The organism is Cupriavidus oxalaticus (assembly GCF_004768545.1).
Lineage (GTDB): Bacteria > Pseudomonadota > Gammaproteobacteria > Burkholderiales > Burkholderiaceae > Cupriavidus > Cupriavidus oxalaticus_A.
The window spans coordinates 1,153,271-1,168,218 of sequence record NZ_CP038634.1 but is presented as its reverse complement, the minus strand read 5'-3'; the positions used below and the strand labels follow the sequence as shown (position 1 = coordinate 1,168,218).

Annotated in this window: 16 protein-coding genes; 8 read left to right on the top strand and 8 right to left on the bottom strand. The window is 66.1% G+C overall.

The features are described from left to right. Nucleotides 1–12 precede the first annotated feature (12 nt). The 4 genes from E0W60_RS05135 to bufA1 are packed head-to-tail and all read right to left on the bottom strand — an operon-like array spanning nt 13 to nt 2,484. The gene (locus E0W60_RS05135) at nt 13–489 is read right to left on the bottom strand and encodes a DoxX family protein (RefSeq protein ID WP_133095968.1); all 477 of its coding nucleotides are present in this window, start codon (nt 487–489) and stop codon (nt 13–15) included. A gap of 24 nt (nt 490–513) precedes the next feature. After that, entirely contained in the window at nt 514–1,299 is a 786-nt protein-coding gene (locus E0W60_RS05130) for an HvfC/BufC N-terminal domain-containing protein (RefSeq protein WP_135703238.1), read from the bottom strand. Then, nucleotides 1,271–2,152, bottom strand: a complete 882-nt coding sequence (gene bufB, locus E0W60_RS05125) for an MNIO family bufferin maturase (RefSeq protein ID WP_135703237.1) — start codon at nt 2,150–2,152, stop codon at nt 1,271–1,273. Before bufB ends, E0W60_RS05130 begins: the two co-directional genes overlap by 29 nt. Nucleotides 2,153–2,163: 11 nt before the next feature. After that, on the bottom strand, nt 2,164–2,484 hold the full coding sequence (gene bufA1 / locus E0W60_RS05120; RefSeq protein WP_135703236.1) for a BufA1 family periplasmic bufferin-type metallophore: 321 nt from the start codon (nt 2,482–2,484) through the stop codon (nt 2,164–2,166). 117 nt (nt 2,485–2,601) lie between these two features. Here bufA1 and E0W60_RS37315 point away from each other — a divergent pair, with 117 nt between their 5' ends. Next, the gene (locus tag E0W60_RS37315; protein WP_195430437.1) at nt 2,602–2,823 is read left to right on the top strand and encodes a hypothetical protein; all 222 of its coding nucleotides are present in this window, start codon (nt 2,602–2,604) and stop codon (nt 2,821–2,823) included. A 106-nt stretch (nt 2,824–2,929) separates the two neighbouring features. Here the strand turns inward: E0W60_RS37315 and E0W60_RS05110 are convergent, their stop codons facing one another. Beyond that, nucleotides 2,930–3,844: a sterol desaturase family protein gene (locus E0W60_RS05110; protein ID WP_135703234.1), complete on the bottom strand. Its 915-nt coding sequence runs from the start codon at nt 3,842–3,844 to the stop codon at nt 2,930–2,932. A gap of 254 nt (nt 3,845–4,098) precedes the next feature. On the opposite strand from E0W60_RS05110, the gene E0W60_RS05105 reads away from it, so the two are divergent. Further along, nucleotides 4,099–4,392 (top strand): hypothetical protein, encoded by a 294-nt coding sequence (locus tag E0W60_RS05105; protein WP_135703233.1) that lies wholly within the window; start codon nt 4,099–4,101, stop codon nt 4,390–4,392. Nucleotides 4,393–4,481: 89 nt separating this feature from the next. Next, the gene (locus tag E0W60_RS05100) at nt 4,482–4,778 is read left to right on the top strand and encodes an EF-hand domain-containing protein (protein WP_135703232.1); all 297 of its coding nucleotides are present in this window, start codon (nt 4,482–4,484) and stop codon (nt 4,776–4,778) included. A gap of 33 nt (nt 4,779–4,811) precedes the next feature. Here E0W60_RS05100 and E0W60_RS05095 read toward each other — a convergent pair whose 3' ends face one another. The 3 genes from E0W60_RS05095 to E0W60_RS05085 are packed head-to-tail and all read right to left on the bottom strand — an operon-like array spanning nt 4,812 to nt 8,304. Then, nucleotides 4,812–6,074, bottom strand: a complete 1,263-nt coding sequence (locus tag E0W60_RS05095) for an MFS transporter (protein ID WP_135703231.1) — start codon at nt 6,072–6,074, stop codon at nt 4,812–4,814. 37 nt (nt 6,075–6,111) lie between these two features. After that, nucleotides 6,112–7,305, bottom strand: coding sequence for a chromate transporter (locus E0W60_RS05090; protein ID WP_135703979.1), 1,194 nt, complete (start codon nt 7,303–7,305; stop codon nt 6,112–6,114). A 36-nt stretch (nt 7,306–7,341) separates the two neighbouring features. Continuing rightward, nucleotides 7,342–8,304 carry a chromate resistance protein ChrB domain-containing protein gene (locus E0W60_RS05085; protein WP_135703230.1) on the bottom strand — a complete coding sequence of 321 codons (963 nt, stop codon included), beginning with the start codon at nt 8,302–8,304 and terminating at the stop codon, nt 7,342–7,344. Between the two features lie 138 nt (nt 8,305–8,442). Between E0W60_RS05085 and E0W60_RS05080 the strand changes: the two genes are divergently transcribed. The 5 genes from E0W60_RS05080 to E0W60_RS05060 all read left to right on the top strand — a co-directional run bounded on the left by E0W60_RS05080 (nt 8,443) and on the right by E0W60_RS05060 (nt 14,929). Further along, entirely contained in the window at nt 8,443–8,814 is a 372-nt protein-coding gene (locus tag E0W60_RS05080) for a hypothetical protein (RefSeq protein ID WP_135703229.1), read from the top strand. Nucleotides 8,815–8,913: 99 nt separating this feature from the next. After that, complete coding sequence (locus E0W60_RS05075; RefSeq protein WP_167884553.1) at nt 8,914–10,131, top strand: TolC family protein; 1,218 nt, start codon at nt 8,914–8,916, stop codon at nt 10,129–10,131. Next, nucleotides 10,128–10,682, top strand: coding sequence for a hypothetical protein (locus E0W60_RS05070; protein ID WP_135703227.1), 555 nt, complete (start codon nt 10,128–10,130; stop codon nt 10,680–10,682). Before E0W60_RS05075 ends, E0W60_RS05070 begins: the two co-directional genes overlap by 4 nt. Nucleotides 10,683–10,750: 68 nt before the next feature. Then, entirely contained in the window at nt 10,751–11,815 is a 1,065-nt protein-coding gene (locus E0W60_RS05065) for an efflux RND transporter periplasmic adaptor subunit (protein ID WP_240745843.1), read from the top strand. Between the two features lie 9 nt (nt 11,816–11,824). Then, nucleotides 11,825–14,929: an efflux RND transporter permease subunit gene (locus E0W60_RS05060; protein ID WP_135703225.1), complete on the top strand. Its 3,105-nt coding sequence runs from the start codon at nt 11,825–11,827 to the stop codon at nt 14,927–14,929. Nucleotides 14,930–14,948 lie beyond the last annotated feature (19 nt).

The window sequence follows — 14,948 nt, the reverse complement described above, 5'->3', positions numbered from 1 at the left end:
GGTCCACGCGGTTCATTGCTCCCCAGTGCACATGGCATGCCGCCGGATCAGCCAATCGGCCGAAAGGGTCCCCGCACCCCGCGCCAGCAATACCAACAGCATCGCTCCCCACTGGATATGCGTCGGCCATGCCTGTGGATAGACGAAGAGCTGTATCACTGCCGTCATGCACAACAGTACCAGTGCTGCGAGCCGGGTTGCCAGGCCGAGGAGCAGCAGCACTGGCGCGGTCAGCTCGACGGACACGGCCAGGTAGACAGCCACTTCGGGTGGCAGCAACGGCAGCCGGTATTCTTCGCGGAAAAGTTCGAAAGCCGTCTCCAGGTTCGCCAGCTTGGCCATGGCCGAATGCCAGAAGACAGTGGCCACCGCGACGCGCAGTGGGACGGCGAGAGCCGAGTACGGAATTCGATCCAGCCAGCCCACCGCGCGCCGGAAATGCGCGCCGAGCGTGAACGAGGACCGGGCTGAGTGCGTGATATGTGTCATGCCGAACGCTCCGCGATAGTCAGATCAGGCGCATGGCGCGGGGCCGAATCCGGTGAAACAGCCAGCGCACAGCAGGGGGGCCAGCCACGCGTGAGCGTCAGCCGGCGAGGCAGCGCCAAGTGCGATGTGCAGTGGAGCGCCGGCCAGCAAGGCCCCTGCGAATTGCCATTGCCAGGCATGGATCCGGTCGACGTCGATGCCGGCGGATGCCCGGCGCACCAGCAGGCTGACCGGGCCCGATGCAAGGTCGACAAGCCCCAGCGCCCGGTCGTCGCGCATCAGCACCGCCCGCCAGATGACGTCGACAGGAGAATCGGCTTGCACGAGGCGCACCGCAGGGTGTGCCACAAAACAGATCTCGCCGGCCACGGCCATGTCCAGTTCCGCCAAACGGCCCAGGTCAAGCGGCATGGCGTCCGGCGCGTGCAACACCGAATTCACGGCCCAGTCAAGGCGGGCGACGTCCGGCACGTAAGGGATTGCTGCGGCCTCGGGCAGGCGCGCCAGGAAAACGGGGTACCCCTCGCCATACGCATCCAGCCATGCGCTGCGCGGGGGCTCTGCTTCGATGAACAGCCGGGCCGCGCCTTCGAAGAACTCCGGCCCCACCAGGGCCTGCACCGCCGGATATGACAGGCGCAGCGCGGCCACCAGCGTGGCGGTGGACGTGTTCCGGTAGATGCCAACCCGATCCTGCGGCGCAAGCGCGCCAGCGGTCACGGATGACGAGGCGCGACCGTCGCCAGCATTCCTCAACGCGTTGGCGAACGCGTGCTGCAGATCAAGCAGCGATGGCAGATCGGATTGCATGCCGCTGTCTCTCCAAGGCTGCCTCTGCAATACGCGCCTCATCCCTCAGCACGTCGAGCGGCGGCACATCCGTATCCCATTCGATCAGCGTCGGCACTGGCCCGAACAACCCAAGCGCGGCCTCATACAACGCCCACACCGGTGGCACCACCCGCGAGCCGTGGTCGTCGATGCACACGACCTGTCCCTGTCCGAGTTGCAGCATGCTGTGGCCGGCCAGGTGGATTTCGCCGATGGCGGCCGGCGACAGCGCGCGCAGGTATGTCATGGCATCCCATCCATGATTGCTAGCGCTGACAAAGATATTATTGACGTCACACAGGATGCCGCACCCGGTGTGCCGCGCCACTTCGGCGAGGAACTCCCACTCCGGAATGGTCGAATGACGGAACTGGAAGTAGGTAGACGGATTCTCGAGCAGGATGCTGCGTCGCAAAGCGCCCTGGACTTGGTCGACATGCCGGCATACCACCGCCAGGGCCTCTTCGGTCATCGGCAGCGGCAGCAGGTCGGCAAGGTACTTGCCCCCCGCGATGCTCCAGGAAAGATGTTCCGATACCAGGCCGGGTTCCAGCCTCTCGACCACCTGGCACACGCGCGCCAGATGGGCCGGGTCGAGCCCCTCGGCACTGCCAAGGGACAGGCCCACGCCGTGCAGCGAGAGCGGATAGTCGGAGCGGATGGCCTCCAGGCAACGTGGCGCGCGGCCACCGCCCATGTAGTTTTCCGTATGCACCTCAAACCACGCAATCGGAGGGTGCTCCTCCAGCACCGCCTGGTGATGCCGGAAACGCAGCCCGACCCCGGCGCGCAGCGGGATCAGGCCCGGCCCGTGTTGATGGAGGGCAGCCATGGTCGCCGGCCTCAGGAGGCTTTCAGCTTGCCGCCCTGGATTTTGCTGCAATCGCCCGCGGGAAGCAGCACGAACGACTTGGCATCACGCGCCTGGGTGGCTTGTCCAGCGCAGGAATGGACACCCTCCGCGCAGTCGTTCCTGGCGACAGCATTGATGCCGTAGCACTTTTCCAGCTTGCCTTTTTCCATCCTCGCCATGTTGTCCTTGACGACCTGCGGCATCGCACTCATGTCCTTCGTGGCTTGCGCCTGCGCGGGCACGGCGATCATGGCAAGCGCGAGGCCCAGCGCGGACGACAAGGTCGAGGCTGCCAATGCATGCTTGTTCATGTTGCAATCTCCTGAAGGTTGCGGCCCCGGATCCGAGCCGTGTCAGGAAATTCGGTCTGAGGCGACCAAAGGTTACGCATCCCTGAAAATTTCAAGATGCGCGACAGGCGATTTCCAGTGAAGCAGAATGTGGGTATGTCGTCCCAGGCAATGTCCGCGGCGCTCGCGGTAGCCGCGATGACGGCAGCGGTCCTTTCAGTCATTCATCCCCTGGATGCCAGCGCGATGATCCTGCTTTGGAATCTCGGTGTGGCGCTGGTGTTCGTCGCTGGCGGCGGCCTGATTGGGCGTCGCTTGACCAGCAAATACGTCGACGCGACCAGCGCGCCCAGCAGGTGAGCCTGCTGCCCGATCAGCGATGGGCGGCCGATCTCGGCGGAACTCGTCGAAGAACAAAAAAAGCGGGCAGCCTGCGCTGCCCGCTTCATCTCCTCCATCCTGCCTGTTACCTCGCACTGACCGGCACCGCGCGCTCCATGGCTTGCTGCTGCCGCAGGACCTCCGTCGTCTGACCCTTCCCGTCCGGTGCCCAGCCCGGAGGCATCAGCAGGTAACCGAGCGCATTCAGCAGGCTGCCGGCGTTGATCATGTCCTTGCCCAGGCCGATCCAGTGTTCGAACTGGTTGACGAACGGGTTGTGCGTGGTGGTGCGGTGGACCAGGCCGTAGCGGCACGGTTCGTCTTCACGTTCTTCCACGTAGGTGCCGAACAGGCGGTCAAAGATGATCAGCACGCCGCCGTAGTTGGCATCCAGGTAATCCACGTTCGAGGCATGGTGCACGCGGTGCGACGACGGGGTGTTGAACACTTTTTCGAACCAGCCCAGCTTGGGAATCCAGGTGGTGTGCAGCCAGAACTGGTACAGCAGGTTCAGGCTCAGCGTGGACAGCACGACCTCCGGACGAACACCAAGCCAGACCAGCGGGGCAAAGAACATCGACGCGCCGAGGATCTTGCCGGTCCAGCCGAGGCGATAGGCGGTGCCCAGCGTCAGTTCGTTCGGCGAGTGGTGCACCGCGTGCGTCGCCCAGAAGAAGCGGATGCGGTGCGAGGCGCGGTGGTACCAGTAGTAGCAGAACTCTTGTCCGAGGAAGAGCAGCAGCACGGCCAGCGCGCTGTTGATCTCAACGGTGAAGATCCGGTGTTGCCAGGCGAGCGCGAAGATCGGCGTGGCCAGGGACAGCGGCAGCAGTGCCATCAGCTTGCGTCCGGCCATGTCGGCCAGCGACAGTCCCATTTCGTGCCAGGGGTAGGCCTTGCCTTGCTGGCGAGTCCTGCGCGCCAGGAAGAAGGCTTCGACCAGTGAGATCGCCACGACGAAGACTGTGGCGAGAAGGGTGATCTTGTGGAGGCTGTGCATGATCGTCCTGTGGGGTGAGTGGTGACGCCTTGCTTTGCGGGGAGCGGCATTGCTGCGTCGGTGAGGCAAATGTAGTGGCCGATCGCTGCCGGCGCCATGTGGGAAATATGTCGGCGCATGTCATGCCTGACGGGGCTGCCGTCGTGTAACACCGCGACATGTTTTCCGCGTCGAAATTCGCCAGGCCCCGACCTATAGTTCGGTCCGTTGCCGCGCTGCACCGGCCGGCTGAAACCGAACCTGAAGGACTTGTGATGACCTCGCGCTTCTCCAAATACCTCCGCATTCCCCGCTTCCTTGGCGCTGCCGCCGGTACGCTGGTCCTGCTGGCAAGCAGCCAGGCCTTCGCCTCGACGGTGGTGGTCGCCCCGGCCAGCGTGTATGTCCGTCCGCCGGCGGTGGTGGTTGCGCCGCCGCCCAAGGTGGTGGTCAAGCCTGCACCCAAGGTGGTCGTGGCCTCGGCGCCGCTGCCGACGGTAGTCGTGAAAGCCACGCCGCTGCCGCGTACCGTCTACGTCGCATCCCGCCCGGTCTACCTGGTGCGGTGATATTCCCGGGCCACTGCGCGGGTGCGGTATGCGTATCCGCGAACCTGAGTTCACAACGCCGGCAGAGGCCGGCCAAACGGAGAAACACCATGAAGAAGATGATTGCAGTAGCCGCCATGTGCCTGGTTTCCGCCGGTGCGTTAGCGCAAAGCGCTGACATGCCCGCTGCCGCCGCCAACCCCCGGGTGGAGCGTGCGATGCAGCAACTGCAAGGCCGCTTCGCCAGTGCAAATACCACGCACGACGGCAAGCTGACGCGCGAGCAGGCGGCCGCCGGCATGCCGATGGTCGCCAAGCACTTCGACCAGATCGACGCGCAGCGGACCGGCTACGTGACGCTGCCGCAGATCGAGGCGTTCATGGGGCAGATGATAATGTCGCGGTAATCCCGGTCTCCCGCAGTTTACGGGTCCGCTGGATCAGTTGAGCGGCTTGACGCGACGGAACGAGCGCAGCATGGCGAGGTCGTAGGCGATCTTCAGCAGGCCGCAGGCGACCAGCGGCGTGCTGGTAAAGCCGTAGGCCATCAACGCGGCGGCGAGCGCAGGACTGAGTGCCGCGGTCAGGCTGCGCGGCACCGCGGTCAGGCTTGCAGCGGCCGCCCGTTCAGGCGGGGTGACAACGGCCATCACATAGGCCGTCCGGGTCGGCACATCCATTTGCGACAGCGCGCTGCGAGCCAGCAGCAGTGCCAGGCTAAGCGCCAGCGTGGGTGCAAAGGCGGCTGCGATCAGGCACAGGCTGGACGGAATATGCGTGAACACCATCGTATTGAGCAGGCCGATCTTTCGCGCCAGCGGCACCGCAGCGAGTTGCGAGAACGTCGTCAGCACCCCCGCCACGAAGAAGAACTGGCCGGTCGCGGCCGGACTCAGGCCGAAACGCTGCATCAGCCACAGCGACAGCAGCGAATTGACGACGAGCCCGCCAGCGAACGCGTCTACGCTGAACAACATGGCCAGCCGTAACACGATCGGACGGGAAGGACCCAGTGGTGTTCTAGCCGCGGTCGCAGCGCCATGAGGCTGAGCGGCATGCACGCGCGCATACAGACGCCACAGCAGCAACCCAATGATCCCGTAGAAAACGAACATCAGGCGCATCGCATCGAGTAGCGACAGCGGGGATTGCCCGGCCAGCCATGCCGGTATCGCCGCCGCCAGTGCCCCGAAGGCGGATGAGAATGCGCCGATCAGGCCGTAGCGGGCGAACAGCGCCGTCCGGGTGTCGGGCGTTGCCGATTCCGCCAGCCGCGCATGTTCCAGCGGCAGGAAGATACTGACATCGCCGGACCCGGGGTTGAGCGTGCCGACGAAGGCGATCATCAGAAGCGGCCACAGCGTGGAGAAACCCGCAAAGCCGAGGCCAGTTGCAAACATCAGGGCAGCCGCCAGCATCATCAGGCGGCGTTGCGGGTAGCGGTGCCCGACGAGTCCGATCAGGATCGTGGCGAGGGCGGAGCCGATCAGGGTCGCGCTGCTGATGAGCCCGACCGCCATCGAGTCGAAGCCGAGTGCCAGCAGGTAGGACGGCAACAGCACGGCAACATAGCCATCGCAGATGCCACGCAGCGCGCGGCCGGCAAGCAGCGGCATGGCGTCGGCGTGGACACCGGATGGCAGCGCGATGCGTTCGAGCCAGCTGCTTCTGGCGTTCGAGGGATGGCCATTGTGCCGGGCCATGGCGAGCCTGGGTTTAGCGGAGCATGTGCATGCGCCTTCAGTGGTGCAGCACAGGATAAACCGCGAGGCCGATCAGCGCGGCGCCGGTGATGATGACGGGCTCGGGCAGCTTCCTGAACTTCAGCAGCAATGCGACCGTTCCCAGGGACAGCAGGATGGTCGGAACGTCGACGATCGAGCGCTTGGCCAGCACCAGCACTGCACCCGTGATGGCGCCAACCGCGGCCGCCGTGACGCCATCGACAAAGGCGAGGATGGCGGGCAGTTTTCCGTACTTCTTGAAATAAGGAGCGGGCAGCACGGTGAACAGATAGCAAGGCAGAAACGTCGCCAGTGCCGCCACGCAGGCGCCGGGTAGTCCCGCCACCAGGTATCCGATAAAGCCAACCGTGATGACAACCGGGCCGGGCGTGATCATGGCCACGGCCACCGCATCGACAAACTGCTTTTCGTTGAGCCACTGGTACTCCGTCACGACACCGCCGTACAGGAACGGCACGATGGCGAGTCCGGAGCCGAAGACAAAGGCGCCTGCCTTGGCAAAGAACAAGCCGATCTGGGTCAGTAGCGACCAGTCCAGCGTGCTCGCCAGGCCGCTTGCGGCGGGTACCTGCACTGCCGCGAGCGCATTGACGCCACTCTGGCGCAGCCATTTGGGCGGGGCGCGCCAGAACCAGGCAAGCACCCCCGCCGCCAGGAACAGCCAGGCGATTTCGGACTCGGTGACGACGGTCACCGCAGCCAGCACCAGGTGGATTGCCCACAGCAGCTTGTCCTTGCCGACGCTCTTCGTGGTCAGCTTATAGGCGCTGATGGCGATAATGCCGATGACGGCGGCACCTACGCCATAGAACACCGATTGCATCCAGGTCAGCCCGCCGAAGCTGACATAGGCCCAACCCAGCGCCAGCACCATCAGGAACGACGGCAGCACGAAGGCCACGCCGGTCAGCGTGGCGCCGAGGATCCGATAGTGGGCGTAGCCCAGGTAGATCGCCAGTTGCGCCGCCATCGGGCCGGGCGCAAGTTGTGCCAGCGCCATCCCTTCCTTGTAGTCGCCATCGCTGATCCAGCCCCGCCGCTCCACCAGGTCGCGATGCATATAGCCGGCCAGCGCGACCGGCCCGCCAAAGCCGGTTGTGCCCAGGCGAAGAAAATAGAGCACGAGCTGCCAGAGGGTATAGGCGGGCTGCTCCGCGGCGTCCGGCGGGGCCATGCCGCCTGATTGCATGCGATTCATCACGGGATCCTGTAAGGAAGCTGGCTATCAGGGCTTCCTGTTGGTGGAAAAGTGTGCGTAAAGCGAATCCAGCACCGCGCCGATTTCCGCCAGCAGGGCGTCATCATCCTTCAGGCGCGCGCGTGCGCCGGCCAGCATGGCCTCGAAGCCGCTGGCTTCCGGTACCGCAATGCCGCCGATGTCCAGCGCATGGACCATGGCGCCTAGCCGGCTGAGCCCGCGGTCGGAATCGAGGCCGAAGCTCGACAGCAGCACTTCGAATGAAACGCGCTCGCCCACATGCGTGAAGGTCGCGCCGTCGAAATCGAAGCCCAGCGCATCGCCAGGGCAATCAGCGGGGTTCTCCAGCCACAGGAAGCGGGCGTGGGGATCGATGAAGCGCTGGATCAGCCAGGCGCTTGCCACGCGGTCCACCCACAAGTTGCGGCGTGTGGCCCAAAGCCGCCCTTGGTACTGGACAGGATCCCGGCGAGCAATCGCGTGCGCGAGGGCCTGTGGCTCACCCGGAGACTGGATGGTCTCGATGGCGCGGCTGAAGTCATTCCATTGGGCTTCGGCGCGGGCCGACGCCGCATCGGGGAAGAAGTCGATCATGCGGATCGCTTCGTAGGCACGCCCGTGACGGCGCAGCAGGCGATTGAGTTCGGCGCTGCTTTGATCGGACAGCGACTTGCGCGCCTCTGACAGGGCCGCCTGCAGTTCGGCATAGTCGGGGCTGCGGTCGAACAACGCCCGGAAAGCGCTCTCCTCCTCCGGATCGGCGGCCCGGACATTCAGGAGCCAGGCTTGCCCGCCTTCCTGGCGCGCCTCGTCGGCCAGCTCTCGCAACTGGGCGACCTGCACGTTGCCCGCGGGCAATAGATAGGCGCCGTCACGCAGGGCGGCGCAACCAATGGTCTTGATCGCGCGCCAGATCCGCATCCGGGCGGTGGCGCCGGAGGTTGGTAGCGTGACGATCAGCAGGGCCCAGTTGTCGGAGAACGCTGTCATGAGCGCATGTTAGAAGCCCATAACTCGCATTTCAATAATGTAGATATCTCTACAAAAAACGCTCATGAGCCACATTTGAGACATGACCTGGACCCCCGGCCGCGCCCGCACGCGATAGGTCAGGTAAAATCCCGCCCCATGTCGCGCGTGATTGCCATCCTCCTGATGCTGATCCTGCCGCTGCAGGCACTGGCCGCAGCGCAGCGGCAGCTCGCGCATTCCGCCGGGTTCCCGGTGGACCTGGTGGACCTGGTGGACCACATGGCGGTGCATGCCGATCATGTCCCCCATCACCACGATGATGACGGGGATATCACGTTCGACGATTCCGCCGCCTCCGCGTCGCACCAGCTTGACTTCGACTACGGCATGCACTTCCAGGCGCCGCTGCCCGGGGGCCTGCCGCTGTCGCTGGCGCAGCGGACGCAGCCCAAACCGTTGTTCCTCGGCGGCCGCATGCCTGATCCCCGCGGCAGTCCACCTTTACGCCCCCCTCACGCGCCCGCCTGACGGCGGGGCACTGATCTCCTGACTGCATCCCGTGGCGCAATGTCTTGTGCCGCGCCCCGCCGCATTTGCTTCGTTTTTGCAATTTGCATTGGGGATTCCATGCGGAAGATTTTCATTTCCATTGTTGCGTCCGCGCTGCTGCTGCCGTCGGCCCATGCCCAGCCAGCGCCGGCGGACCTGCACGCGCTGTTCAATACAGCGTGGGAGCGGTCCGTTGCCTTCCAGGCGACCGAAGGGCGGCGCCTCGAGGCCGCGGCCAGCCGGATCCAGGCCGATTCGCTGATCGCCGGGCCGCCTACGCTCGGGCTGCTGCACCGGGATGACCGCTGGACCGACAAGCGCGGCCTGCGCGAGAGCGAGGTCCAGCTTGGCGTCCCCGTATGGATGCCAGGGCAGCGTGCGGCACGCGGCGACCTGGCCGACGCGCAAGCCGCCGAAGCTGAAGCCGGCGGCGCCCTGGCGCGGCTGAATCTTGCTGCGGAGGTGCGCGAGCGAGTCTGGCAGCTCGCGGCCGCGGAAGCGGAGCGCGATGTGCTGCGGCATCGCGCAGAGATCGCCGCGTCATTGCGCGACGATGTGCGCCGGCGGGTTGCCGCTGGCGACCTCGCGCGCACCGACCTGCTGCTGGCGCAGCAGGACCATCTGGCGGCACAGGGCCTGCTGGCGGACAGCGAGGGGCGGCTGGTGGACGCCAGGACGCGGCTGCTGCAAGCGACCGGGGTATCGGCCCTGCCGCTTCGCTTTGACGAAGCCGCCGCGCCAGTGAGCGACCCTGCTGCCGCCGCCGCGGCCCACCCGCGGCTGGAAGCGGCGCAGCGGGCCGTGCAGCGCGGCGAGCGTCAGGTGGGCTACCTGCGCAAGTCGCGCCGCGACCCGCCGGAAGTCGGCGTGCTGTACCGCAATGACCGTGCGGGCGGCGGCATGCCCAGCGACCAGACCGTCGGCTTGTTCATCAAGATTCCGTTTGCCACCGAGGCGCGCAACATGCCACGCGAGTCGGCCGCGCAGACGGATCTGATGACGGCGCGCGCCGAACTCGACCGCACCGAGCGCGTCGTCCGCTCCGAAATTGACGCGGCACGCCAGGCGCTGTCGCTGGCGGAACAGCAGCTCAGGCTCACCGAAGAGCGCAGCGCCACGCTGTCCGAGCGGGCGGCGCTGCTACGCAAGGCTTTCGATGCCGGCGAACTCGGCTTGCCGGAGGTGCTGCGCGCCCAGAACCACGCCCTCGAAGCCCAAGCCGACCTGGCGCGCCAGCGCGCCAGGCGCGGTATCGCCATTGCCAACCTGAACCAGGCTCTCGGAGTGCTGCCATGATCCGCCAGTTCTTTCTGACTTTGCTGCTTTCCTGCGCCTGCATGGCGCATGCCGGGCCCGGGGCCCACGGACCAAACGGCGAACACCTGGACGCGCCGGCAAGCGCCGGCGCTGCCGTGAATGCCCAGCCGATCATCGAAGCCCATACGGAAACATTCGAACTGGTTGGCACCCTGGCTGCCGACGAGCTGTCGGTGATGGTGGACCGCTATGCCACCAACGAACCAGTCCTGAACGGCAATCTGGAGGTCGAGTTCAACGGCATCAGGGCGCAAGGCAAGCTGCACGCCGACTTCGGCGACTACTCCTTTACCGACGAGAAGCTCCTCAGGGCGCTGCACCGGCCCGGCAACCACGCGCTCGTGTTCACGCTGATCGCGGGGAATGAGTCCGACCTGATCGAGGGCAGCCTGAATGTTGTTGCGGACGGGCACGACGCTGGCTTTGGCGCGTTCTGGAAAGCGCGCTGGCCGTGGATCATCCCCGTCGCGCTGGTACTGGCCGCTGCGGCCGGGTTCGTGTGGCGCCGCCATGCAGGCAAGAAGAGCTGAGGCCAGACATCATGTCCAGGATTACAAGATTCGTCGCCATTGCTATGGCATTGGCCGCTAGCGCAGGCATGCCGGTCCAGGCAGGACCCGGTGCCCATGGGCCCGATGGCGAGCACCTCGATGTGGCCGGCGCGGTATCGGGCACCGGCCTGGCCAGGCTGCCGGATGGCAGCGTCCACGTGCCCAAGCTCGCGCAACGGCGCATGGGCATCCGGACCGCGATGCCGCAGGAAGCCACGCATCCGATGACGGTGGAGCTGAACGCCGTGGTGGCGATCGATCCCAATGCCGGCGGCCGGCTCCAGGCAGGCCATGCCGGCTGGATCGAGCCGCCTTCCGGCGGCTTCCCGGTGCTGGGGCAGCGCGTTGCCAGGGGCCAGGTGCTCGCCGTCCTGCGGCACAAGAACGAACCCTTCGATACCGGCAACCAGCAGGCCCGCCTGGCGAGCCTGAGTGCCGACCTCAAGCTGGCGCAGCAGCGGCTGGCGCGGCTGGAGTCGCTGCAGGACAGCATCCCGCGCAAGGAGATCGAAGCCGTCCGCGCGGAAGTCCGCAGCCTGTCCGGCCAGCGCGACGCGGTGGGCAAGAGCCTGCGCCACACCGACAACCTGACCGCGCCGGCCAGCGGAATCATCGCAACCGCCAATGTCCTGGCCGGCCAGGTGGTCGCGCCGGGCGACGTGCTTTACGAAGTGCTGGATCCGGAGCGGATGCTGATCGAAGCCAACACCGCGGATGCCACGCTGGCGGGCCGCATCCAGGGCGGCACGCTGGGCCGCGCGGACGGTGGCAAGCTGGAATTCGTGGGCGCGGGCCGCAGCCTGAAGAACGGGGCCGTGCCGCTGATGTTCCGGCTTGCAGGCAAAACCTTGCCGCTTGCCGTTGGCCAGCCGGTAACCGTGGTAGCCACGCTGACCGACACGGCCACGGGCATTGCGCTGCCAGCCGAGGCGCTGGTGCGCAATGCCAGCAACGTGCCGGTGGTATGGATCAAGTCCGGGACACAGCGCTTTATCGCCCAGCCGGTTGAGGCCCGGGTGCTGGATGCGCGTACCGTGGTCGTGGTCAGGGGCCTGTCGCCGGAGAACCGCGTGGTGGTGTCCGGCGCGGCGCTGATCAACCAGGTCCGCTGAGGGGCGCGCATGTTCAACTGGATTGTTCGCGCGAGTCTTGGCAACCGGCTGCTGGTCCTCGCCGTCGCCGTCATTCTGATGGCGTACGGCGCCTTCACCGCGTGGCGCACGCCGGTGGATGTCTTCCCGGACCTCAACAAGCCGCTGGTGACCGTGATCACCGAAGCCGGCGGCATGGCGCCGCAGGAAGTCGAACTGCTGGCTTCGTTCCCGATCGAGACTGCGCTCAACGGTATGCCGGGCGTCACGCGGGTCCGCTCGGTGTCCGGCGTCGGCTTATCCATCGTATATGCCGAGTTCGACTGGGGCAGCGATATCTATCGCAACCGCCAGCTCGTGTCGGAACGGCTTGCCCTGGTCAGGGAGCAATTGCCCGGCGGGCTCACGCCCATCCTCGGGCCGGTATCGTCGATCATGGGCGAGATCATGCTGATCGCCTTGCCGATCGATCCGGCCAGGGCCAGCCCCATGCAGGCGCGCGAGTATGCCGACTTCGTGCTGCGTCCGCGCCTGCTGTCGGTGGCCGGGGTGTCGCAGGTCATCCCGATCGGCGGCGAGGTGCGCCAGCTACGGGTGGAACCGGACACCGCCAGGATGGCGCAGTTCGGCGTGGCGCTGCCGCAGGTGGAAAACGCGTTGCGCGACTTCGCGGCCAATACCAGCGGCGGCTTCATCGACCTGAACGGCCGCGAATACCTGATCCGCAACCTCGGGCGCACCAACCGCCTGGAAGACCTCAAGGGGCTGGCCGTTGCCTACAAGGACGGCGCGCCGGTGCTCCTCGAGCAGGTGGCGAGTGCACGATATGCCGCGGCGCTCAAGCGCGGCGATGCCGGCTTCAATGGCACGCCGGCAGTGATCGTCAGCGTGCAGAAGCAGCCCGCGGCGGATACGGTCCGGCTGACGCGCGAGCTGGAAGCAGCGCTGGGCGAACTGAAGCGAGGACTGCCGGCAGGCGTGTCCGCGCCGCAAGTCCTGTTCCGGCAGGCGGACTTTATCGAGGCGTCGATCGGCAATGTGGTCGAGGCGCTGCGCGACGGCGCCATCATGGTCACCGTGATCCTGTTCGCCTTCCTGCTGAGCGCGCGCACCACCGCGATCTCGCTGGTCGCGATCCCGCTGTCGCTGGCGGTGACAGCGCTGGCCTTCCATCTGCTGGGCCAGTCGATCAACGTGATGACGCTGGGCGGGCTGGCCATTGCCATCGGCGAGCTGGTCGACGACGCGGTGGTCGATGTGGAAAACATCCTGCGCCGGCTCAGGCAGCGCTCAAGCGTGGAGGACCCGCCGTCCGTGCTGGAAACGATCTGGCGCGCGTCGGTCGAAGTCCGCTCCGGCATTGTCTATGCCACCCTGGTGGTGGTGCTGGTATTCGTGCCGCTGTTCGCGCTGCCTGGCATCGAGGGGCGGCTGTTCGCGCCGCTGGGTATCGCCTATATCGTGTCGATCCTGGCGTCGATGCTGGTGTCGATGACGGTGACCCCGGTACTTTCGTACTACCTGCTGCCGCGGATGAAGCGGCTGGATCATCCTGACAGCCCGCTGGTGGCGTGGCTCAAGCGGGTCGATGCCAGGATCCTGGACCGGTCGTTCCCGCGTGCCAAAGCCGTGCTTGTGACGGCCGCCGTCACGGTCGCGCTGGCGGCCGCCACTGTACCCTTCATGCCGCGGACCTTCCTGCCGTCCTTCAACGAAGGCTCGCTGGTGATGTCGCTGATGCTGAATCCCGGTACTTCGCTGGCCGAAGCCAACCGCATGGGCGCACTGGCCGAGACGCTGGTCCGCCAGGTGCCTGAAGTCACCCAGGTGGGACGGCGCACCGGCCGCGCCGAACTCGACGAACATGCCGAAGGCGTGCATTCGTCCGAGATCGACATCGACCTGAAGCGCTCGGATCGTAGCCGGGAGCAAGTGATGGCCGCGATCCGCGCCCAGCTTGCAAGCCTTCCGGCGTCGGTCGCGATAGGCCAGCCGATTTCGCACCGGCTGGATCATTTGCTGTCCGGCGTGCGGGCGCAAGTCGCGCTCAAGATCTATGGCGATGACCTCGATACGCTGCGCGGGCTGGCGGAGAGCGTGCGCGGGCGGCTCGCTGCCATACCGGGGCTTGTCGATATCACGGTGGAGCGCCAGGTATTGATTCCGCAGGTAAACGTGCGGCTCGACTACCGCAAGGCAGCGCAATACGGCATCCCCGCGGGCGAGGCGCTGAAGGCTCTGCAGACCTTGTCCGATGGTTCGCGCATCACCCAGCTCATCGAAGGCGTGCGCCGCTACGACCTGGTGGTGCGCTTGCCGGATGCCGGCCGCACGCCGCAGGATTTGTCCCGCATCATGCTGGAATCGCCGCGCGGGCCGGTGCCGCTGTCGGCTCTCGCCACTGTCGAAGAGGGCGACGGCCCCAACCAGATTGGCCGCGAGAATGGCCGGCGGCGCATCGTCGTCTATGCCAACACCGACGGCTCGGATATGTCGAGGATCATCAGCGAAGTGCGCGGCGCCGTGGCGCGCGCCGGGCTGCCGGGCGGTTACTTCATCAGCATCGAAGGCCAGTTCCAGGCGCAGGAGCAAGCCACGCAACTGATCGTGCTGCTGTCCCTGGTGTCGCTTGCGCTGATCTACCTGGTGCTCTATTCGCGCTACCGCTCGGCGACGCTGACGCTGATCATCATGGCCAACATTCCGCTGGCGCTGATCGGCAGCGTCATCGCGATGTGGATCGGCGGACTCGCGCTGTCGGTGGCATCGATGGTCGGCTTCATTACGCTGACCGGCATCGCCACCCGCAACGGCATCCTGAAAGTCAGCCACTACATCAACCTGTGCCGCCACGAAGGAGAAACCTTCGGAATCCCGATGATCGTGCGAGGCTCCCTGGAGCGGCTGACCCCGGTGCTGATGACTGCGCTGGTCGCCGCATTTGCGCTGGTTCCGCTGCTGGTGTCGGCCAATGCGCCAGGCAAGGAAATCCTGCATCCGGTTGCCGTGGTGATATTCGGCGGCCTGGTCAGCTCGACCATCCTGGATTCCGTGCTGACGCCGCTGGCCTTCTGGCTGTTCGGGCGCCGCCCGCTGGAGCGGATCCTGTCGCAGCGGCAGGTCGACATGTACTGAACATGGGCCTTGGCAGCGA